The 18,669-nt window shown below is 63.7% G+C and carries 19 protein-coding genes; 1 reads left to right on the plus strand and 18 read right to left on the minus strand.

Annotation, left to right across the window (positions count from 1 at the left end; all coding sequences use genetic code 11):
• Nucleotides 1–10: 10 nt before the first annotated feature.
• From OVY29_RS06305 to OVY29_RS06390, 18 genes are all read right to left on the minus strand, one after another.
• Nucleotides 11–1,645, minus strand: a complete 1,635-nt coding sequence (locus OVY29_RS06305; protein WP_313911125.1) for a ribonuclease J — start codon at nucleotides 1,643–1,645, stop codon at nucleotides 11–13.
• Nucleotides 1,642–2,427 carry a type III pantothenate kinase gene (locus OVY29_RS06310; protein ID WP_037553856.1) on the minus strand — a complete coding sequence of 262 codons (786 nt, stop codon included), beginning with the start codon at nucleotides 2,425–2,427 and terminating at the stop codon, nucleotides 1,642–1,644. The genes OVY29_RS06305 and OVY29_RS06310 overlap by 4 nt, the downstream gene beginning before the upstream one ends.
• Nucleotides 2,428–3,231: a biotin--[acetyl-CoA-carboxylase] ligase gene (locus tag OVY29_RS06315; protein WP_313912046.1), complete on the minus strand. Its 804-nt coding sequence runs from the start codon at nucleotides 3,229–3,231 to the stop codon at nucleotides 2,428–2,430.
• On the minus strand, nucleotides 3,153–4,586 hold the full coding sequence (gene nuoN / locus OVY29_RS06320; RefSeq protein ID WP_313911126.1) for an NADH-quinone oxidoreductase subunit NuoN: 1,434 nt from the start codon (nucleotides 4,584–4,586) through the stop codon (nucleotides 3,153–3,155). The genes OVY29_RS06315 and nuoN overlap by 79 nt, the downstream gene beginning before the upstream one ends.
• Nucleotides 4,583–6,136, minus strand: coding sequence for an NADH-quinone oxidoreductase subunit M (locus tag OVY29_RS06325; RefSeq protein WP_037553860.1), 1,554 nt, complete (start codon nucleotides 6,134–6,136; stop codon nucleotides 4,583–4,585). Before OVY29_RS06325 ends, nuoN begins: the two co-directional genes overlap by 4 nt.
• Complete coding sequence (nuoL, locus tag OVY29_RS06330; protein ID WP_037553861.1) at nucleotides 6,133–8,184, minus strand: NADH-quinone oxidoreductase subunit L; 2,052 nt, start codon at nucleotides 8,182–8,184, stop codon at nucleotides 6,133–6,135. The genes OVY29_RS06325 and nuoL overlap by 4 nt, the downstream gene beginning before the upstream one ends.
• A gap of 4 nt (nucleotides 8,185–8,188) precedes the next feature.
• Nucleotides 8,189–8,494 (minus strand): NADH-quinone oxidoreductase subunit NuoK, encoded by a 306-nt coding sequence (gene nuoK / locus OVY29_RS06335; RefSeq protein WP_003051614.1) that lies wholly within the window; start codon nucleotides 8,492–8,494, stop codon nucleotides 8,189–8,191.
• Nucleotides 8,491–9,102, minus strand: coding sequence for an NADH-quinone oxidoreductase subunit J (locus tag OVY29_RS06340; RefSeq protein WP_037553862.1), 612 nt, complete (start codon nucleotides 9,100–9,102; stop codon nucleotides 8,491–8,493). The genes nuoK and OVY29_RS06340 overlap by 4 nt, the downstream gene beginning before the upstream one ends.
• Nucleotides 9,103–9,114: 12 nt before the next feature.
• A complete protein-coding gene (gene nuoI / locus OVY29_RS06345; protein ID WP_037553863.1) occupies nucleotides 9,115–9,603 on the minus strand; it encodes an NADH-quinone oxidoreductase subunit NuoI in 489 nt (162 codons plus the stop codon).
• Nucleotides 9,600–10,643 carry an NADH-quinone oxidoreductase subunit NuoH gene (gene nuoH / locus OVY29_RS06350; protein ID WP_037553864.1) on the minus strand — a complete coding sequence of 348 codons (1,044 nt, stop codon included), beginning with the start codon at nucleotides 10,641–10,643 and terminating at the stop codon, nucleotides 9,600–9,602. The genes nuoI and nuoH overlap by 4 nt, the downstream gene beginning before the upstream one ends.
• Nucleotides 10,640–10,780, minus strand: a complete 141-nt coding sequence (locus tag OVY29_RS06355; protein ID WP_313911127.1) for a hypothetical protein — start codon at nucleotides 10,778–10,780, stop codon at nucleotides 10,640–10,642. The genes nuoH and OVY29_RS06355 overlap by 4 nt, the downstream gene beginning before the upstream one ends.
• Nucleotides 10,777–12,789 (minus strand): NADH-quinone oxidoreductase subunit NuoG, encoded by a 2,013-nt coding sequence (gene nuoG / locus OVY29_RS06360; RefSeq protein ID WP_037553866.1) that lies wholly within the window; start codon nucleotides 12,787–12,789, stop codon nucleotides 10,777–10,779. The genes OVY29_RS06355 and nuoG overlap by 4 nt, the downstream gene beginning before the upstream one ends.
• On the minus strand, nucleotides 12,789–14,078 hold the full coding sequence (nuoF, locus tag OVY29_RS06365; RefSeq protein WP_037553867.1) for an NADH-quinone oxidoreductase subunit NuoF: 1,290 nt from the start codon (nucleotides 14,076–14,078) through the stop codon (nucleotides 12,789–12,791). The genes nuoG and nuoF overlap by 1 nt, the downstream gene beginning before the upstream one ends.
• Before the next feature lie 103 nt (nucleotides 14,079–14,181).
• On the minus strand, nucleotides 14,182–14,850 hold the full coding sequence (locus OVY29_RS06370; protein ID WP_037553869.1) for a complex I 24 kDa subunit family protein: 669 nt from the start codon (nucleotides 14,848–14,850) through the stop codon (nucleotides 14,182–14,184).
• Entirely contained in the window at nucleotides 14,850–16,067 is a 1,218-nt protein-coding gene (locus tag OVY29_RS06375; protein WP_052182032.1) for an NADH-quinone oxidoreductase subunit D, read from the minus strand. Before OVY29_RS06375 ends, OVY29_RS06370 begins: the two co-directional genes overlap by 1 nt.
• 50 nt (nucleotides 16,068–16,117) lie before the next feature.
• The gene (locus OVY29_RS06380; protein ID WP_037553871.1) at nucleotides 16,118–17,017 is read right to left on the minus strand and encodes an NADH-quinone oxidoreductase subunit C; all 900 of its coding nucleotides are present in this window, start codon (nucleotides 17,015–17,017) and stop codon (nucleotides 16,118–16,120) included.
• The gene (locus tag OVY29_RS06385; RefSeq protein WP_037553873.1) at nucleotides 17,017–17,571 is read right to left on the minus strand and encodes a NuoB/complex I 20 kDa subunit family protein; all 555 of its coding nucleotides are present in this window, start codon (nucleotides 17,569–17,571) and stop codon (nucleotides 17,017–17,019) included. Before OVY29_RS06385 ends, OVY29_RS06380 begins: the two co-directional genes overlap by 1 nt.
• On the minus strand, nucleotides 17,568–17,942 hold the full coding sequence (locus OVY29_RS06390) for an NADH-quinone oxidoreductase subunit A (RefSeq protein WP_037553875.1): 375 nt from the start codon (nucleotides 17,940–17,942) through the stop codon (nucleotides 17,568–17,570). The genes OVY29_RS06385 and OVY29_RS06390 overlap by 4 nt, the downstream gene beginning before the upstream one ends.
• A gap of 222 nt (nucleotides 17,943–18,164) precedes the next feature.
• On the opposite strand from OVY29_RS06390, the gene OVY29_RS06395 reads away from it, so the two are divergent.
• Nucleotides 18,165–18,647, plus strand: a complete 483-nt coding sequence (locus tag OVY29_RS06395; protein ID WP_037553876.1) for a YbjN domain-containing protein — start codon at nucleotides 18,165–18,167, stop codon at nucleotides 18,645–18,647.
• Nucleotides 18,648–18,669: the final 22 nt, after the last annotated feature.

Consider the following 18,669-nt stretch of genomic DNA (forward strand, 5'->3'; position numbering starts at 1 on the left):
CGATCGCTCCTCAGACATCGACGAGCATGACATCGACGACGGGCTTTTTCCCCGTCCAGTCGGTCGCGACGCGGCGCACGCCCAGCCGGATCGCCTCGCGCAGCTTGTCTTCTTCGCGTGCGGGGCCGGTGGCGGCCTGCTCGGCCGCCTCGCGCATTTCGTCGATAAAGGCTTCGCGCTCATCCTCGACCGGCACACCGCGATAACTGATCGCGCTTTCGACGAAGGCCTTGCCGGAGAAGATCGCCGCAACGGTTATATGGCCGTTGAGCGACAGCTTGCGCCGCTCGTTGATCGTCTCGCCGTCGGCGGGAAGGATGACGTCGCCGTCGAGGATCAACCGCCCCGCGCGCACGCGTTCGACGATCTTCGCCTTGCCCGGCGCCAGTTTCACCAGATCGCCATTTTCCTGCACCAGCGCGTCGGGCACGCCCTTTTCGAGCGCGAAGCGCGCCTGTTCGTGCATATGACGAATCTCGCCATGCACGGGCACGACGAGCTTCGGCCGCAGCCAGCCATAAAGCGCGGCAAGCTCAGGTTGCCCCGGATGGCCGCTGACATGGATATGCGCCTGCTTCTCGGTCACCGTCAGCACATCTTTTGCCGCAAGCTGGTTCATGATCCGCCCGATCGCGACCTCGTTGCCCGGGATCTGCTTCGACGAGAAGACGACAGTGTCGCCCGCCTCGAGCTTGATCTGGTGGATGTCTGCCGCCATGCGCGCGAGCGCGGCGCACGGTTCGCCCTGGCCTCCCGTGGCGATCACCATCACCTTGTCGCGCGGCAGACGCATCGCCTCGTCGAAATCGACCGTCGGCGGGAAATCCTTCAAATAGCCGACCGAACGCGCGACGCCGAGAATGCGGTCGAGCGAACGCCCCGCGACGCACAGGCTGCGCCCGGTGGCCTTCGCAACTTCGCCCAGCGTCGCGAGCCGTGCGGCGTTCGATGCGAAGGTGGTGACGACCACGCGCCCCTTGGCCGCGCCGACCGCTTGTTCCAGTCCTTCGCGAAGCGCCCCTTCGCTGCCCGAGGCCTCGGCGTTGAAGGCGTTGGTCGAATCGCACACGAGCACATCGACGCCCTCGTCGCCGATCGCGGTCAGCGCCGCGGCGGTCGCGGGCACGCCGAGGATCGGTTCCTCGTCGAGCTTCCAGTCGCCGGTGTGGAAGACACGGCCGTAAGGCGTGTCGATCACCACCGCGCTCATTTCGAGAATCGAGTGCGCGAGCGGGACGAGGCGGATGCCGAACGGGCCAATCCGGAAATTGTCGTCGATATCGACCACCTTGATCTCGACTTCATTTTCCAGCCCCTCTTCGGCGAGCTTGTGCGCGATCAGCCCCGCGGTGAAGCGGTTCGCATAGAGCGGCACACCGAGCTCGGCGGCGAGATAGGGGATGGCGCCGATATGATCCTCATGCCCGTGCGTCAATATGATGCCGAGCAGGTCCTTCTTCCGGTCCTCGATGAATTCGAGGTCGGGCATAACGATGTCGATGCCCGGATAATCGTGGCTGCCAAAGGTCACGCCCAGATCGGCCATGATCCATTTGCCGTCGCAGCCATAGAGATTGGCGTTCATGCCGATCTCGCCCGATCCGCCCAGCGCGAGAAAAAGCAGCTCCTTGCCCGGAGTCGTCATATTATTGGCTTTCGTTGATGATAGAGGTGCATCAGCCCGTTCAGCGTCAGATCGGGTTCGATACGATCGAACAGGTGCGCCTGTTCCTGGAATAGCGTCGCGAGACCGCCCGTCGCGACGACGGTGAGCGGCTTGCCGATCTCGGCTTTCATGCGCGCGATGAGCCCTTCCATCATCGCGACATAGCCCCAATAGACGCCGATCAGCATCTGGCTTTCGGTGGTCCGCCCGATAACGCTGTCGGTCGCCGGCGCCTCGATCGCGATGCGCGGCAGTTTCGCCGCCGCCGCGACCAATGCCTCCAACGACAGATTGACCCCGGGCGCGATGATTCCGCCCATATAGGCGCCGTCGGGGCCGATATGGTCGAGCGTCGTCGCGGTGCCGAAGCTGATTACGAGCTTGTCCTTGCCGGGCTCGACCGCCTGCGCCGAAATCGCGTTGCACGCGCGGTCGGCGCCGACCGATTGCGGCTCGTCGACCTTGAGCGCGATGCCCCAGCTCACCGGATCGCGTCCCGCGACGAGCGCGTCGACGCCGAAATATTTGTGGGCGAGCAGCTGGAGATTGTGGAGCGCTCGCGGGACGACGGTCGAGATGATCACCGCGTCGACCTCGCGGCGCTCATGGCCTTCGATCCGCATCAGCTGGTCGAGCCACACCATATATTCGTCGGCGGTGCGCCGGTCGTCGGTCGCGATCCGCCAGCGCGCGAGGAGTTCGGTGCCGCGGAACAGCGCAAATTTGGCATTGGTGTTGCCGACGTCGATCGCGAGCAGCATCTATTTCCCCTCCTCGACCGGACGGCGTAGTTCGATGTCGCCCGCATGGATCAGCATGACTTCCCCGTCCGCGCGGCGCAAGCGCAGCGCACCGTCGGCGGCGAGCCCGTCGAACGTCCCGTCGATGTCCTGCTCCAATACGCGGAGCGGCGTCCCGACCGGATGCCCAAGCGGCAGCCACGCGCGGACGATGCTTTCGACGCCCTCGTGCCGCCAGGTCCAGAGCGCATCGACCAGCGCGACGGCCAGCGCCTCGGCGAAGCGATCGCGGTCGATCGCAACGCCGCACTCGGCGAAGCAGAAGGTTTTGCGATCGGGCAGTTCGGGCGCCGACGCCAGATTGACCCCGATGCCGATCACCACGCTATCGCCGCTACGCTCAAGGAGGATGCCTGAACATTTCGCGCCATCGACCAGCAGGTCGTTCGGCCATTTGAGTTCGAGCGGAACCGAGGGCGCGAAAATCTTTACGACCTTCGCCAGTGCGACCGCGACAACGAGCGCGAGCGTCGCCGGCGACGGATCGCTCGCGGTCAGCCGGACGACGGTCGAGCCCATGAAATTTCCCAAGCCGTCGCCCCACACCCGACCCAAACGGCCGCGCCCGGCGGTCTGGCGGTCGGCGACCAGCCAATGCCCCTCGCCGACATGCTCGCCGCCTGCCAGCCGCGCCAGCAGGTCGGCGTTGGTCGAGCCTGTCTGCTGGGTCCGCTCGATCGGCGGGATCAGAAGAGCACCGCCGCCGCGCCGGCCGAAAGAACCGCCAGTGCAGGGATGAAGAGATAGCCGATGACCGAGAGCCAGAGAGCGCTCGCGGTAATCACCGCATCCTCGACGATCGCCCCGCCGCCCTTCGGAAATTCGGTGTCCGACTTGTCGTCGAAATACATCGTCTTGATGATCGCGATATAATAGAAAGCGCCGATCACCGAAGCGACGATGCCCGCAACCGCCAGCGGCACGAGGTTCGCGTTCACCGCGGCCTCGAACACCAGATATTTCGGCCAGAAACCGAACAGCGGCGGGATGCCTGCAAGGCTGAACAGAAACACCGCCATCGCCGCGGCGAGCCCCGGGCGGCGCTGCGACAGGCCGGCGAGCGCCGGAATGCTCTCGACCTGATTGCCGCCCTCATCGTGCAACTGGAGCACGACGAGGAAGGCGCCGAGCGTCGTCAGCATATAGACGAGCAGATAGGTCAGCACGCCCTCGACCCCCTGCTGCGTCCCCGCCGCAAGGCCGATGAGCATGAAGCCGACATTGTTGATCGACGAATAGGCGAGCAGGCGCTTGATATTCTTCTGCCCGATCGCCCCGACCGCGCCGAGGATGATCGACGCGAGCGCGAGGAAGATGACGATCTGCTGCCACGCGCCGGCCGCGGGGCCCATCGCGTCGATCACGACGCGCGTCATCAGCGCCATCGCCGCGACCTTCGGCGCGGTGGCGAAGAAGGTCGTCACCGGGGTCGGCGCGCCCTCATAGACGTCGGGCGTCCACATGTGGAACGGCACCGCGCTAATCTTGAAGCCGAGACCCGCGAGCACGAAGACGATGCCGAAGATGAGCCCGATGTTGAGCTCGCCTCCCATCGCCTTTGCGATGCCCGCAAAATCCGTGGTGCCCGAAAAGCCGTAGAGCAAAGAAATGCCATAGAGCAGCATGCCCGACGCCAGCGCGCCGAGGACGAAATATTTGAGGCCCGCTTCGCTCGACCGCTCGTCGGTGCGCATGAAGCTCGCCAGCACATAGGCGGCAAGACTGTTGAGCTCGAGCCCGACGTACAGCGTCATCAGGTCGCGCGACGAGGCCATGATCCCCATGCCAAGCGCGGCGAACAGGATCAAAGCCGGATATTCGGCGCGCATTCCGCCGCAGAAGAAGCGCGGCGCGACGACGATGCAGACGAAGCTCGCGGCATAGATCAGTAGTTTGGCGAAGCCGCCGAAGCTGTCTACCGAGAGCGTGCCCGAAAAGACCGTCGCCTCGACCCCGAACAGCGCAACCGCGGCGGCAGCTGCCGCAGCGAGCGTCAGCAGCGCGCTGAGCTGGTAGAGGCCGACCTGCCGGTCACCGACGAAGGTGCCGAGCATCAGCGTGATGAGCCCGCCGATCGTCAGGATCAGCTCGGGCCAGATGAGCGCGAGATCGGCGGTCATTGGACGCCTCCCGCATGGCTCGATCCGTGGGCGGCTTCTCCGTGCGCGGCAGCCGGCTTGGGCTTGCCGGCGGCAAGATGCGCGTCGCCCGCGGGCCTCGCGGGAGCGAGGCGCGCAACGACCGTCGTCACATCGCCGCGCATCGGCGCGAGGAAGCTTTCGGGATAGACGCCCATCCACAGCGCCACGGCGGCGAGCGGGGCCATGATCGCCCATTCGCGTGCGTTCAGATCGGGCATCGCCTTCACATCGTCCTTGGTGAGTTCGCCGAACACGACGCGGCGGTAGAGATAGAGCATGTACGCGGCGCCGAGGATGATGCCGGTGGTGCAAACGAAGGCGACGACGCTCGACGCTTCATAGATGCCGAGCAGACTCAGGAATTCGCCGACGAAGCCGCTGGTCCCCGGCAGGCCGATCGACGCCATGGTGAACAGCATAAAGAAGAGCGCATAGGCCGGCATGTTCACCGCAAGCCCGCCGTAGCGGTCGATCTCGCGCGTGTGCAGCCGGTCATAGATCACGCCGACGCAGAAGAAGAGCGCGGCCGAGACGACACCATGGCTGAGCATGATGATCAGCGCGCCTTCGATCCCCTGCTGGTTGAAGGCGAAGAGACCCGCGGTGACGATCGCCATATGCGCGACCGACGAGTAAGCGATCAGCTTCTTCATGTCGTTCTGCGCCAGCGCGACGAGGCTGGTGTAGACCACCGCGATCATCGACAGGCCGAAAACGATCCACATCAATTGAGCGGACGCATCGGGGAACATCGGCATCATGAAGCGGATGAAACCATAGGCACCGAGCTTCAGCAGCACGCCCGCAAGGATCATCGACCCCGCGGTCGGCGCCTGCACATGCGCGTCGGGAAGCCAGGTGTGGACGGGCCACATCGGCATCTTGACCGCAAGGCTGGCGAAGAAGGCGAGCCACAGCCAGGTCTGCATCGCGGGCGGGAAATCATAGTTCAGCAGCGTCGGAATGTCGGTCGTTCCCGCTTCCATGATCATCGCGATCATCGCGATCAGCATCAGCACCGATCCGAGCAGCGTGTAGAGGAAGAATTTGAACGCCGCATATTTGCGGTTCGCCCCGCCCCAGATGCCGATGATGAAATACATCGGGATCAGTCCGGCTTCGAAGAAGATGTAAAAGAGCAGCAGGTCCTGCGCCATGAAGACGCCGATCATGACGACTTCCATGATCAGGAACATCGCCATGTAGAGCCCGACGCGTTGCTTGATCGCATCCCAGCTCGCGAGGATGCAGAGCGGCATCAGGAAGACGCTGAGCATGATCAGCATCAGCGCCATGCCGTCGATACCGAGCGCCCACTGAAAACGCCCGAACAGGTCGGCGCGCTCGGTGAACTGCCACTGCGCGCCGCCGATGTCGAAATTCGCCCAGAGGATGCAGCCGAGGACAAAGGTCGCCAGCGTCGCGCCGAGAGCGACGAAGCGCGACATCTTGTCGCCGACGAACAGACAGACGATGGCGGCGATCGCGGGGACCGCCAGCATCAGCGAAAGGATGGGAAGCCCGCTCACAGGAAATTCACCATGGCCCAGCTGGCGAGGCCGACAAGACCGAGCAGCATCACAAACGCATATCCATAAACATAACCCGATTGCAGCCGGACCGCGAGACGGGTCCCCCCTTGGACGAGCGCCGCGGCGCCATCGGGACCGAAGCGGTCGATGGTGCCTTCATCCCCTCGCTTCCAGAAGAAGCGGCCGATCGCGAAGGCGGGCTTCACGAAGAGGATGTTGTAGAGCTCGTCGAAATACCATTTGTTGTACAGGAACTGGTGGAGCAGCTTGAACTGCGCAACGAAGCGCGCCGGCAGGCTGGTGTTGCGGATATAGCTGTTCCAAGCGAGGAACAGGCCGATCGCCATCACCGCGAACGGCGTCCACTTCACCCAGGTCGGAACCTCGTGCGCGGCGTGCATCAGATGCTCGTCGAAAGCGATGCTGCCCTTCCAGAAGGCAAGCCCTTCCTCGGGATAGATGAAGGGGTGCGCGAAGACGAAGCCCGCGAACACCGCGCCGATCGACAGCACGACCAGCGGGATGAGCATGCTGACCGGGCTTTCGTGCGGGTGATAGCCCGCGGTGCCGTCGCCGTGCGCATCATGATGGTGATGCGCATGGGCATGATCGTCGGCCGAATGCTCCTCGGAGGGATCCTCATGCTCGCCATGCACCGCATGCTGGATATGCTCGCTCTCTTCCCAGCGCGGCTTGCCGTAGAAGGTCAGGAAGACCAGGCGCCACGAATAGAAGCTCGTGAGCAGCGCGGCAAAGATGCCGACCCAGAAAGCGACCACGCCGCCGCCTCCGGCAGCGAAGGCCGCTTCGAGGATGCCGTCCTTCGAGTGGAAGCCGGCAAAGCCCGCGACGCCCGCGATACCGACGCCGGTGATCGCCAGCGTGCCCATCATCATCGCCCAGAAGGTGAGCGGGATATGCTTCCTGAGGCCGCCATAATAGCGCATGTCCTGTTCGTGGTGCATCGCATGGATCACCGAACCGGCACCGAGGAACAGCAGCGCCTTGAAGAAGGCGTGCGTAAACAGGTGGAACATCGCCGCGCCATAGGCGCCGACACCCGCGGCAAAGAACATATAGCCGAGCTGCGAACAGGTCGAATAGGCGATGACGCGCTTGATGTCCCACTGTGTCGTGCCGACGGTCGCGGCGAACAGGCAGGTCGCCGCGCCGACGAAGGTAACGACGCCGAGCGCAATCGGCGCGGTTTCGAACATCGGCGACAGGCGGCACACCATGAAGACGCCCGCGGTGACCATCGTCGCGGCGTGGATCAGCGCCGACACCGGGGTCGGGCCTTCCATCGCGTCGGGAAGCCAAGTGTGGAGGCCGAGCTGCGCCGACTTGCCCATCGCGCCGATGAACAGCAGCAGGCAGAGGATCGTCATCGTGTCGAGACGCATCCCCATGAAGGTGATGCTGCTGCCAGCCATGCCCGGCGCCGCGGCGAGGATCTCGGGGATCGAGACGGTGCCGAAGACGAGGAAGGTGCCGAAGATTCCGAGCATGAAGCCCAGATCGCCGACGCGGTTCACGACGAACGCCTTGATCGCGGCGGCGTTGGCGCTCGGCTTCTTGTACCAGAAACCGATGAGCAGATAGGATGCGAGGCCGACACCTTCCCAGCCGAAGAACATCTGGACAAGATTGTTCGCGGTCACGAGCATCAGCATCGCGAAGGTGAAGAGCGACAGATAGGCGAAGAAGCGCGGCTGGTCCGGATCCTCCTCCATATAGCCCCAGCTGTAGAGGTGGACGAGCGCCGACACCGTCGTGATCACGACGAGCATCACCGCGGTCAGCGTATCGACGCGCAATTCCCAGTTGAACTGGAGCGCGCCCGAGCTCACCCAGTGCAGCACCGGGGTCACGCCAGCTTCGCCGGTGCCCATCACGAACGACAGGAAGATCGGCCAGCTCAAGGCGCAGCTGGTGAACAGCGCGCCCGTCGTGATGATTTTCGACGGCACATTGCCGATCACGCGCTGGCCGAGCCCTGCAACAAGCGCCGCCAAGAGCGGCAGGAATACGATCGCCTGGATCACCGGCTTACCCCTTCATCCGGTTGGCATCGTCGACGGCAATGGTGCCGCGGCCGCGGAAATAGATAACGAGAATGGCGAGACCGATCGCGGCTTCACCCGCGGCGACGGTCAGCACGAACATCGAGAAGACTTGGCCCACGAGATCGCCGAGCGCCGCGCTGAACGCGACGAGGTTGATGTTCACCGCGAGCAGGATCAGCTCGATCGCCATCAGGATAACGATGATATTCTTGCGGTTGATGAAGATGCCGAGCACGCCCAATGTGAACAGCACCGCCGAAACGGCGAGATAATGGCCGACCGAAATCACAATTCCATCCCCTGCCCGACGCCCGGATCGACGAGGCGCGTCGCCTCTTCGGGACGGCGCCGGTTCTGCGCCGAAATATTCTGGATGCGAACGCCACCGCGCGTGCGATGTGTCAGCACGATCGCGCCGATCATTGCGACGAGAAGAACGATGCCCGCCGCCTCGAACAGGAAGATATACTTCGTGTAGAGCAGTTCGCCGATCTGCTGGATATTGCTCTTGTCGCTGACGACCGGCGCCGCGCGCGCGGCGAGGTCGACCCCGCCCGCCTGCCAGGCGCCGACCGCGAACACCAGCTCGGCCGCCAAGATGATCGCGACGAGCGCACCGAGCGGCAGATAACGCACGAAACCGGCACGCAGTTCAGCGAAATCGATGTCGAGCATCATTACGACGAACAGGAACAGCACCGCGACCGCGCCGACATAGACGATGACGAGCAGCATCGCGATGAATTCGGCTCCCGCGAGCAGCATCAGTCCCGCCGCGTTGAAGAAGGCGAGGATCAGCCACATGACGCTGTGGACGGGGTTGCGCGCGAAGATCACCATCGCCGCGGAGGCGATGACGATCGTCGCGAAGAGGTAGAAGGCGAAGAGCTGGATCATGTGCGCGCGCCCTTATCGCCAGGGCGCGTCGGCGGCAAGATTCGCCGCGATCGCGCGTTCCCATTTGTCGCCGTTGGCGAGCAGCTTGGCCTTGTCATAGAGCAGTTCTTCGCGCGTTTCGGTCGCGAATTCGAAGTTCGGCCCCTCGACCACCGCATCGACCGGGCATGCTTCCTGACAGAAGCCGCAATAGATGCACTTGGTCATGTCGATGTCGTAGCGCGTCGTGCGGCGCGAACCGTCTTCGCGCGGTTCGGCCTCGATCGTGATCGCCTGCGCCGGGCACACCGCCTCGCACAGCTTGCACGCGATGCAGCGTTCCTCGCCGTTCGGATAGCGGCGCAGCGCATGCTCGCCGCGGAAACGCGGGCTCAGCGGGTTTTTCTCGAACGGATAGTTGATCGTCGCCTTCGGCTTGAAGAAATATTTCAGCGTGAGGGCGTGCGCCTTCACAAACTCCCACAGCGTGAAGCTTTTGATGAGGTGGGCAATGGTACTCATGAATACCTCGTCAGCATCAGATAGCCGGAGATCAGGAAGATCCAGAGAAGCGAGATCGGCAGGAAGACCTTCCAGCCCAGCCGCATCAGCTGGTCATAGCGGTAGCGCGGGACCGTCGCCTTGACCCAGCTGAAGACGAAGAAGAAGAACAGGATCTTCGCGAACAGCCAGATGATGCCGGGAACGGCATAGAGCGGCGCCCAGTCGATCGGGGGCAGCCAGCCGCCCCAGAAGAGCACCGCGTTGAGCGTGCACATCAGAAGGACATTGGCATATTCGCCGAGCCAGAAGAGCGCGAAGCTCATCGACGAATATTCGGTCTGATAGCCCGCGACGAGCTCGCTTTCCGCTTCGGTCAAGTCGAACGGCGCGCGCGCGGTTTCGGCGAGCGACGAGATGAGGAACATCACCGCGAGCGGGAAGAGCAGCAGGTTGAAGCCGAACGCGTTGACGAAGCCGAGCCCGTGGCCCTGCTGCGCTTTCACGATCTCGTTCATGTTGAAGCTGTCGGCGAAGAGCACGACGCCGATCAGGATGAAGCCGATCGAGACTTCATAGCTGATCATCTGCGCCGAAGCGCGCATCGCCGAGAAGAAGGGATATTTCGAGTTCGACGACCAGCCCGACAGGATCACGCCGTAGACGCCGAGCGACGAGATCGCGAGAATGTAGAGCAGCCCGACGTTGATGTCAGCGAGCACCGCGCCCGAATTGAACGGGATCACCGCCCATGCGAGCAGCGCGACGGTGAAGGTGATGATCGGCGCGATCAGGAACAGGCCGCGGTTGGCCGAGCTCGGGATGATCGTTTCCTGCAGGAACACTTTCAAACCGTCGGCGAAGCTTTGCAGCAGGCCGAAGGGGCCGACGACGTTCGGGCCGCGGCGCAGCGCGATCGCCGCCCAGATCTTGCGGTCGGCATAGATGATCATCGCAACCGCGAGCATCAGCGGCAAAGCGATGAGCAGGATGCCGCAAATCGTCGCGACGCCCCACGCCCAGTTCGGGTCCATGCCCCACGAGATGAAGGTCTCGGTCATTTGCCGGCCCCGTCCTGGTTGCGCCAGCCGTTATGCGGGCCGGGCCGTTCCGACTTGCCCTTGGGATTGAAGCCGCGCCAGACGGCATAACCCATGCCGGCAAACAGCACGCCAGCGATTGCATGTACCGGGGTCATTCCGCGGCCTCCGCAAAATCGACGCCATGGATCAGCTCTTCCGAGCAGCGCTGCATCGTCGGCGACGCGCGGCAGATGGCGTTGGTGAGATAGAAATCCTTGATCGGCGACGGGATCGCGCGCGCTTCGGGCTTGGCGGGCAGCTTGGGCACCGTCCAGCCATAGTCGGCGATGCCTTCGACGCCCAGCGCAGGCACGGCAGCGATCATCGCGGCGCGGCACTGGTCGAAGCTATCGAAGCCGACCGAGACGCCGACCGCATCGGCGAGCGCACGGAAAATGCTCCAGTCCTCGCGCGCATCGCCAGGTGCGAACACCGCCTTCTCGCTGCGCTGAACGCGGCCTTCGGTGTTGACTGTGGTGAAGTCCTTTTCGGTCCACGCGGCGGCGGGCAGGATAACGTCGGCGGCATGCGCGCCCTTGTCGCCATGATGGCCGACATAGACTTTGAACGTCTCGGGCAGCGCCGCGAAATCGACCTCGTCGGCGCCGAGGAAGAAAGCGAGCTTCGGCTTCGCCGCGATCACATCCTTGATCCCGCCGGGCAGGCCGTAGCCGAGCATCAGCGATCCCATGCGCGCGGCCGAGAAATGGACGACGTTAAAGCCGTTCCAGCCGTCCTTGACCGCATTCACCGCCTTGGCGAGCGCGAGGCCCGCGCCATGCACGCCGGGAACCGACAGCGCGCCGCCACCGAAGATCAGCATCGGCCGCTCGGCGCCCTTCAGCGCGTCGAGGACATGCGCGGGCAGCTTCGTGACGAGCGATGCGTCGTCGCCGAGCCATTCGGTCTTGTAGGTGAGGTCGGTTTCGGGGCCGATCGCAAAGACCTTCGCGCCCTTCTTCCACGCCGCCTTGCGGATACGCGTGTTGATGAGCGGCGCTTCCCAGCGAAGGTTCGTGCCGACGAGCAGGATCACGTCGGCATTCTCGGCCTCAGCAATCGTCGTGTTGAAATTGACCGCCGACAGGCTGGTAACGTCATAGTCGAGCCCGGTCTGGCGTCCTTCGAGCAGGTTGCCGCCGAGCGCGGTCACCAGCGATTTCGCGGCGAACATCGTCTCGCAATCGGCGAGGTCTCCCGCGATCGCGGCGACCGACGAGCCCGCATTCACCGCCTTGATCGCGGCAAAGGCTTCGGCCCAGCTTGCGGGCTGGAGAGCGCCGTTCACGCGGACATAGGGCTGGTCGAGGCGGCGGCGGGTCAGACCGTCGACATGGTGGCGCGTCTTGTCGTTCGCCCATTCCTCGTTCACATCGTCGTTGATGCGCGGCAGCACGCGCAGCACCTGCCGCCCGCGGCTGTCGATGCGGACGTTGGTACCGACCGCATCCATCATGTCGATGCCGAGCGTCTTGGTCAGCTCCCACGGACGCGCCTCGAACGCATAGGGCTTGCTGGTCAGCGCGCCGACGGGGCAGAGGTCGACGACATTGCCGCTGAGTTCGCTCTGGATTGCATGCTCCAGATACGACGTGATCTGCATATTCTCGCCGCGATAGATCGCGCCGATATCCTCAACGCCCGCGACTTCCTCCGCAAAGCGGACGCAGCGCGTGCACTGGATACAGCGGGTCATCACCGTCTTGACGATGGGGCCCATATATTTTTCGGTGACCGCGCGCTTGTTCTCGTCATAGCGCGTCGCGCCGCGGCCATAGGCGACCGACTGGTCCTGCAGGTCGCATTCGCCGCCCTGATCGCAGATCGGGCAGTCGAGCGGGTGGTTGATGAGCAGGAACTCCATCACCCCTTCGCGCGCCTTCTTCACCATCGGGCTATCGGTGCGGATCACCTGCCCTTCGGCGGTCGGCAGCGCGCACGATGCCTGCGGCTTCGGCGGGCCGGGCGATACTTCGACAAGGCACATACGGCAATTGCCGGCGATCGACAGACGCTCGTGGTAGCAGAAGCGCGGAATTTCCTTCCCCGCCATCTCGCACGCCTGCAGAACGGTCGCGCCCTGCGGGACGTCGAGTTCTACGCCATCTACGGTAACTTTAGGCATTATTCGGCTGCCTCCAGCGCGCCGCCATTCTCGCGGATGCGGCGTTCGATTTCGGGGCGGAAATGCTTGATCAGGCCCTGGATCGGCCACGCCGCCGCGTCGCCGAGCGCGCAGATCGTGTGGCCTTCGACCTGCTTGGTCACGTCGAACAAAGTGTCGATCTCGCTGATGTCGGCGTCGCCGGTGCGCAGCCGCTCCATCACGCGCCACATCCAGCCGGTGCCTTCGCGGCACGGCGTGCACTGGCCGCAGCTTTCATGCTTGTAGAAATAGCTGATGCGGCTGATCGCCTGAACGACGTCGGTCGACTTGTCCATCACGATCGCGGCGGCGGTGCCGAGACCCGATCCGACGGCCTTCAGGCCGTCGAAATCCATCGGCGCGTCCATGATCTCGGCCGCGGGAACCAGCGGAACCGACGAGCCGCCGGGGATCACCGCGAGCAGATTGTCCCAGCCGCCGCGAATGCCGCCGCAATGCTTGTCGATCAGTTCGCGGAAGCTGATGCCCATCTCTTCCTCGACGACGCACGGGCGCTCGACATGGCCCGAGATCTGGAAGAGCTTGGTGCCCTTGTTATTCTCGCGCCCGAAGCTTGCGAACCACGGCGCGCCGCGGCGGAGGATTGTCGGGACGACCGCGATGCTTTCGACATTGTTCACCGTCGTCGGGCAGCCGTAGAGGCCCGCGCCCGCCGGGAACGGGGGCTTGAGGCGCGGCTGGCCCTTCTTGCCCTCGAGGCTTTCGATCATCGCGGTTTCTTCGCCGCAAATGTACGCGCCGGCGCCGCGGTGGACGAAGACGTCGAAATCATAGCCCGACTTCGCCGCATTCTTGCCGAGCAGGCCGGCATCATACGCCTCCTGCACCGCGGCGAAGAGCGTCTCCGCCTCGCGGATGAACTCGCCGCGAATATAGATATAGGCAGCGCGCGCGCGCATCGCGAAGCCCGCGATCAGCGCGCCTTCGATCAGCTTGTGCGGATCGTGACGGATGATCTCGCGGTCCTTGCACGAACCCGGTTCGGATTCGTCGGCGTTGATGACGAGGAAGCTCGGGCGATCGGCGCGCGGCTCCTTCGGCATGAAGCTCCATTTGAGCCCGGTCGGGAAGCCCGCGCCGCCGCGGCCGCGAAGCCCCGACGCCTTGATCTCCTCGATAATCGCGTCCTGGCCGCGGCTCATCAGATCCTTGGTCTTGTCCCAATCGCCGCGCGCCTGCGCGGATTTGAGGTTCCACGGCTGGAAACCGTAGAGATTGGTGAAAATGCGATCCTTGTCGGCGAGCATGGTTACTCACCCTTCCCTTTGCCGCCCTGACGCGCGGCATATGTGGCAAAAAACACGACGGCGAGCCCCATGAAGGCGGCGCCCAATGCGATCCAGACCGCCATCACCAATCCTTCCGATAGTCGTGGTTGGCCTTGACCATTTCCTTCAGCGTCGTTGGTCCGCCCTCGGGCTCGCTCGTATGGCGTCCCGGAACCTGCGTCCCCGTCTTCGGCGTCTTGCCCGCGGCAAGGTCGTCGAGGATGCGCGTCATGCTGTCGTAGTCGAGGTCTTCGTAATTATCGTCGTTGATCTGAACCATCGGTGCGTTGGTGCAGGTGCCCATGCACTCGACCTCGGTCAGCGTGAACAGCCCGTCGGGCGTCGTCTTGCCCTTGGTCATCCCGCGGTTCTTGCACGCCGCCATCACATCGTCCGACCCGCGCAGCAGGCACGGCGTCGTGCCGCAGACCTGCACATGATAGCGGCCGACGGGGACGAGATTGTACATCGTATAGAAGGTCGCGACCTCATAGGCGCGGATGAACGGCATATCGAGCGCGGCGGCGACATATTCGATCACCGGTACGGGCAGCCAGCCCTGCGTCTGCGTCTCGGCACCGACCTGGCGTTGCGCAAGGTCGAGCAAAGGCATCACCGCCGAACGCTGCCGCCCCGCAGGATAGCGCGCGATGACCGCCTTCGCCTTCTCGGCATTTTCGGCGGTCCACGCAAAAGCGCCCCAGCGCGCGCGGACTTCGGCTTCATCTGGAATTTGCGGTGCGTCGGCCATTAGCGGTCACACTCTCCGAAAACGACGTCAATGGCGCCGATAATTGCAGTGGTGTCGGCGAGCATGTGGCCCTTCGACATCATGTCCATCGCCTGCAGGTGCGAAAATGCCGTCGGGCGGATCTTGCAGCGGTACGGCTTGTTGGTGCCGTCGCTGACCAGATAGACGCCGAATTCGCCCTTGGGGCTTTCGGTCGCCACGTAAACCTCGCCCGCCGGGACGTGGAATCCCTCGGTATAAAGCTTGAAGTGGTGGATCAGCGATTCCATCGACTGCTTCATCTCGCCGCGCTTTGGCGGGACGACCTTGCGGTCGAGGCTCGCGACCGGGCCGGTGGGCATGTCGCGCAGGCATTGGAGAATGATGCGCGCCGACTGATAGACTTCCTGCACGCGGACCATGAAGCGGTCGTAGCAGTCGCCGCGCGTGCCGACCGGAATCTCGAAATCCATCTTGGCATAGGCGTCATAGGGCTGCGACTTGCGCAGATCCCAAGCGATGCCGCTGCCGCGGATCATCGGGCCCGAAAAGCCCCATGCCAGCGCGTCTTCTTTCGACACCGTCGCGATGTCGACGTTGCGCTGCTTGAAGATGCGGTTGTCGATGACGAGGCTCATCGCGTCGCCGAACAGCTTCGGCAGCCGCTTTTCGCACCATTCGCCGATGTCGTAGAGCAGCCGTTCCGGCACGTCCTGATGGACGCCGCCCGGACGGAAATAGGCGCTGTGCATCCGCGCGCCCGACGCGCGCTCGAAGAAGTTGAGGCAATCCTCGCGCAGCTCGAACACCCAGAGGTTCGGGGTCATCGCGCCGACGTCCATGACGTGCGAGCCGATGTTGAGCATGTGATTGCAGATGCGCGTCAGCTCGGCGAACAGCACGCGCAGATATTGCGCGCGGTCGGGCACTTCGAGGTCGAGCAGCTTCTCGATCGCGAGGACATAGCTGTGCTCCATCCCGAGCGGCGAGCAATAGTCGAGCCGGTCGAAATAGGGCAGCGCCTGCAGATAGGTCTTATACTCGATCAGCTTTTCGGTGCCGCGGTGGAGCAGCCCGACGTGCGGGTCGACGCGCTCGATGATTTCGCCGTCGAGCTCCATCACCATGCGGAGAACGCCGTGCGCCGCGGGGTGCTGCGGGCCGAAGTTGATCGTGTAATTGGTGACGACTTGATCGCCCGCGGTATCGGCGGTATCGACCGGATAGCCCTCGAACATGTCGCTGCCGTGGTGCTTGACCGCCCCGGAATAATTGGAGGGAGAGTCGGTCATGCGTCACCTCCTGTTTTGGGCTTGCGCGGCGCGCGCGGCTTGGCGGGCGCCTTTTCGGCTTTCTCGGTCGCGGGCGTCTTGGCCTTGGCGGCCTTGGTCGCCTTTGCGCCGTCGCGACTCGTCTTCGCGGCCTTGATGTTGGTCTTCGCGCCCGCGCCGGTCTGCGCCGTGTTTTCGGTCGTTTTCGGAGTCGGCGGCGGCGAAGCCTTCGCCTTTTCGTCGGCTGCCTTGACCTCTTTTGCGGTCATCGGCGTCGGTGCGCCCTTGCCCGGACCTTCGCCCGTCCCGCCGGCCTTTTCATCGCCCGGCAGCACATAATCGGCGCCTTCCCACGGGGACAGGAAGTCGAAATTGCGGAAATCCTGCGCCAGCCGCACGGGCTCGTACACGACGCGCTTGTCCTCTTCGGAATAGCGCAGCTCGGTATAGCCGGTCAGCGGGAAGTCCTTGCGCTGCGGATGTCCCTGAAAACCATAGTCGGTCAGGATGCGGCGGAGGTCGGGGTTGCCGCTGAACAACACGCCGTACATGTCGAACACTTCGCGCTCGAGCCAGCCGGCGTTCGGCCACACGGGAACGATCGTCGGAACCGGCGTCGCCTCGTCGGTCGACACGCGGACGCGCAGGCGGTGATTCTTCGTCACGCTGAGCAGGTGATAGACCACCTCGAACCGCTCGGCGCGATCGGGATAGTCGACCCCGGCGATTTCCATCAGCTGCTGATATTCAAGGCTGTCGCGCAGCGCGACCATCACCCCGGCGACGGCTTCGCGCGTCACCGTGATGCTGTCTTCATCGACCGTGAACACATGCGCGACGAGGTCGGCGCCGAGCACCGTCTTCAGCGAAGCCGCGAGCGAAGGCTGCGGCGCGACGAGGGGAGCGGGATGGGCCATCAGCGTTCGATCGTTCCGACGCGGCGGATCTTCCGCTGCAACTGCATCACGCCATAGAGCAGAGCCTCGGCGGTCGGCGGGCAACCGGGAACATAGATGTCGACGGGCACGATGCGGTCGCAGCCGCGCACCACCGAATAGCTATAGTGATAATAGCCGCCGCCATTGGCGCAGCTGCCCATCGAGATCACATACTTCGGGTTCGACATCTGGTCGTAAACCCGGCGCAGCGCGGGGGCCATCTTGTTGCACAGCGTTCCCGCGACGATCATCACGTCCGACTGGCGCGGGCTCGCGCGCGGCGCGGCGCCGAAGCGTTCCATGTCGTAACGTGGCATGTTGACGTGAATCATCTCGACCGCGCAGCAGGCGAGCCCGAAGGTCATCCACCAGAGCGAGCCGGTGCGCGCCCAGTTGAACAGATCCTCGGTCGAGGTGACGAGAAAGCCCTTGTCGCCGACCTCTGAATTGAGGTCGTCGAAGAAGCCCTGATCGGGGTTCGTGCCGGGGGCAACCGGCATCTGGCCGGGCATGATGATGCTGGAAGTGCTCATTCCCAATCCAACGCGCCTTTTTTCCACGCGTACACAAGGCCGAGGGTCAATTCGGCGAGGAAGATCATCATCGTCGCCCAACCGGCCCAGCCGATTTCCTCGAGGCTCACCGCCCAAGGAAAGAGGAAGGCCGCTTCGAGGTCGAAGATGATGAAAAGGATGGCGACGAGGTAGAAACGCACGTCGAACTGGCTGCGCGCGTCTTCAAAAGCGGGAAAACCGCATTCATATTCGGTCAGCTTCGCCGGATCGGGCTTGTGCGCCCCGGTCAGCCGGGCGACCCCCATCGGAAGGAACACGAAGGCACAGGACAGGCCGAGGGCGATGACCAGAAAGATCAGAATCGGCAAATATTGCGTCAGATCGACCATGGGAGCTCGCAGTTCTGTTGTTTTGGGGTGTCGCGCACCCGTTTATGGGGGGCGCTTTAGGCCAGCGCGACGCGTGTCGCAAGCGCTGCGGGCAGGATTTTCGTTCCTTGCGTAACCAAAAACCCATTGCATGCTGGCGAGCGGGCCTATCGCTGTGATACGCCATCGAAAAAGGGCCGCTGGACCGCAGTTTCAGGGCCAAAATCGATAAAGGGAGCTTTCATGGGACCAATCACCGCTCGCGCCGCCCTCGCCCTCGCCCCGCTGGCGCTTTTTCCGGCGACCCCGGCGCATGCCGAACTGGTCAACGCGGCGAATCCGGAAACGATCAAGGCGATCGTCGAGTCGCAGGGCTGGCCCGCGACGATCGTCGCCAAGGATGGTGACGACCCTTATATCGAGAGCAACCGGGCCGGCCTCAAATTCCTCGTGCTTTTTATGAACTGCGACGCGGGCGAGCGGTGCAAGACGCTGCAATATTATATGGGTTTCAGCGACGCGAAAGACGTCACGCTCGACCGGCTCAACCAGTGGAACAAGGAAAAACGCTTCGCGCGCGCCTATAAGGACGACGCGGGCGACCCGGTGCTCGAAATGGACGTCGACCTCGATTTCCAGGGCATCCCGCGCGAGAATGTCGGCGAGACCTTCAACACCTGGGCGTCGCTGATGGACAGCTTTCGGGCGTATGTTTTCGAGAAGTGAGACAGGCCAAGCAAAAACGCAC

Source organism: Sphingopyxis sp. SE2 (genome assembly GCF_032227185.1).
In the GTDB taxonomy this organism is placed as follows: Bacteria; Pseudomonadota; Alphaproteobacteria; order Sphingomonadales; family Sphingomonadaceae; genus Sphingopyxis.

What these genes read in the sequence shown, in the direction of transcription:
- OVY29_RS06305 (WP_313911125.1), bottom strand. Translation starts at nt 1,645, where the DNA reads ATGACGACTCCGGGCAAGGAGCTGCTTTTTCTCGCGCTGGGCGGATCG.
- OVY29_RS06310 (WP_037553856.1), bottom strand. Translation starts at nt 2,427, where the DNA reads ATGCTGCTCGCGATCGACGTCGGCAACACCAATGCCAAATTTGCGCTG.
- nuoN (WP_313911126.1), bottom strand. Translation starts at nt 4,586, where the DNA reads ATGACCGCCGATCTCGCGCTCATCTGGCCCGAGCTGATCCTGACGATC.
- OVY29_RS06340 (WP_037553862.1), bottom strand. Translation starts at nt 9,102, where the DNA reads ATGATCCAGCTCTTCGCCTTCTACCTCTTCGCGACGATCGTCATCGCC.
- nuoI (WP_037553863.1), bottom strand. Translation starts at nt 9,603, where the DNA reads ATGAGTACCATTGCCCACCTCATCAAAAGCTTCACGCTGTGGGAGTTT.
- nuoH (WP_037553864.1), bottom strand. Translation starts at nt 10,643, where the DNA reads ATGACCGAGACCTTCATCTCGTGGGGCATGGACCCGAACTGGGCGTGG.
- OVY29_RS06355 (WP_313911127.1), bottom strand. Translation starts at nt 10,780, where the DNA reads ATGACCCCGGTACATGCAATCGCTGGCGTGCTGTTTGCCGGCATGGGT.
- nuoG (WP_037553866.1), bottom strand. Translation starts at nt 12,789, where the DNA reads ATGCCTAAAGTTACCGTAGATGGCGTAGAACTCGACGTCCCGCAGGGC.
- nuoF (WP_037553867.1), bottom strand. Translation starts at nt 14,078, where the DNA reads ATGCTCGCCGACAAGGATCGCATTTTCACCAATCTCTACGGTTTCCAG.
- OVY29_RS06370 (WP_037553869.1), bottom strand. Translation starts at nt 14,850, where the DNA reads ATGGCCGACGCACCGCAAATTCCAGATGAAGCCGAAGTCCGCGCGCGC.
- OVY29_RS06375 (WP_052182032.1), bottom strand. Translation starts at nt 16,067, where the DNA reads ATGTTCGAGGGCTATCCGGTCGATACCGCCGATACCGCGGGCGATCAA.
- OVY29_RS06380 (WP_037553871.1), bottom strand. Translation starts at nt 17,017, where the DNA reads ATGGCCCATCCCGCTCCCCTCGTCGCGCCGCAGCCTTCGCTCGCGGCT.
- OVY29_RS06385 (WP_037553873.1), bottom strand. Translation starts at nt 17,571, where the DNA reads ATGAGCACTTCCAGCATCATCATGCCCGGCCAGATGCCGGTTGCCCCC.
- OVY29_RS06390 (WP_037553875.1), bottom strand. Translation starts at nt 17,942, where the DNA reads ATGGTCGATCTGACGCAATATTTGCCGATTCTGATCTTTCTGGTCATC.
- OVY29_RS06395 (WP_037553876.1), top strand. Translation starts at nt 18,165, where the DNA reads ATGGGACCAATCACCGCTCGCGCCGCCCTCGCCCTCGCCCCGCTGGCG.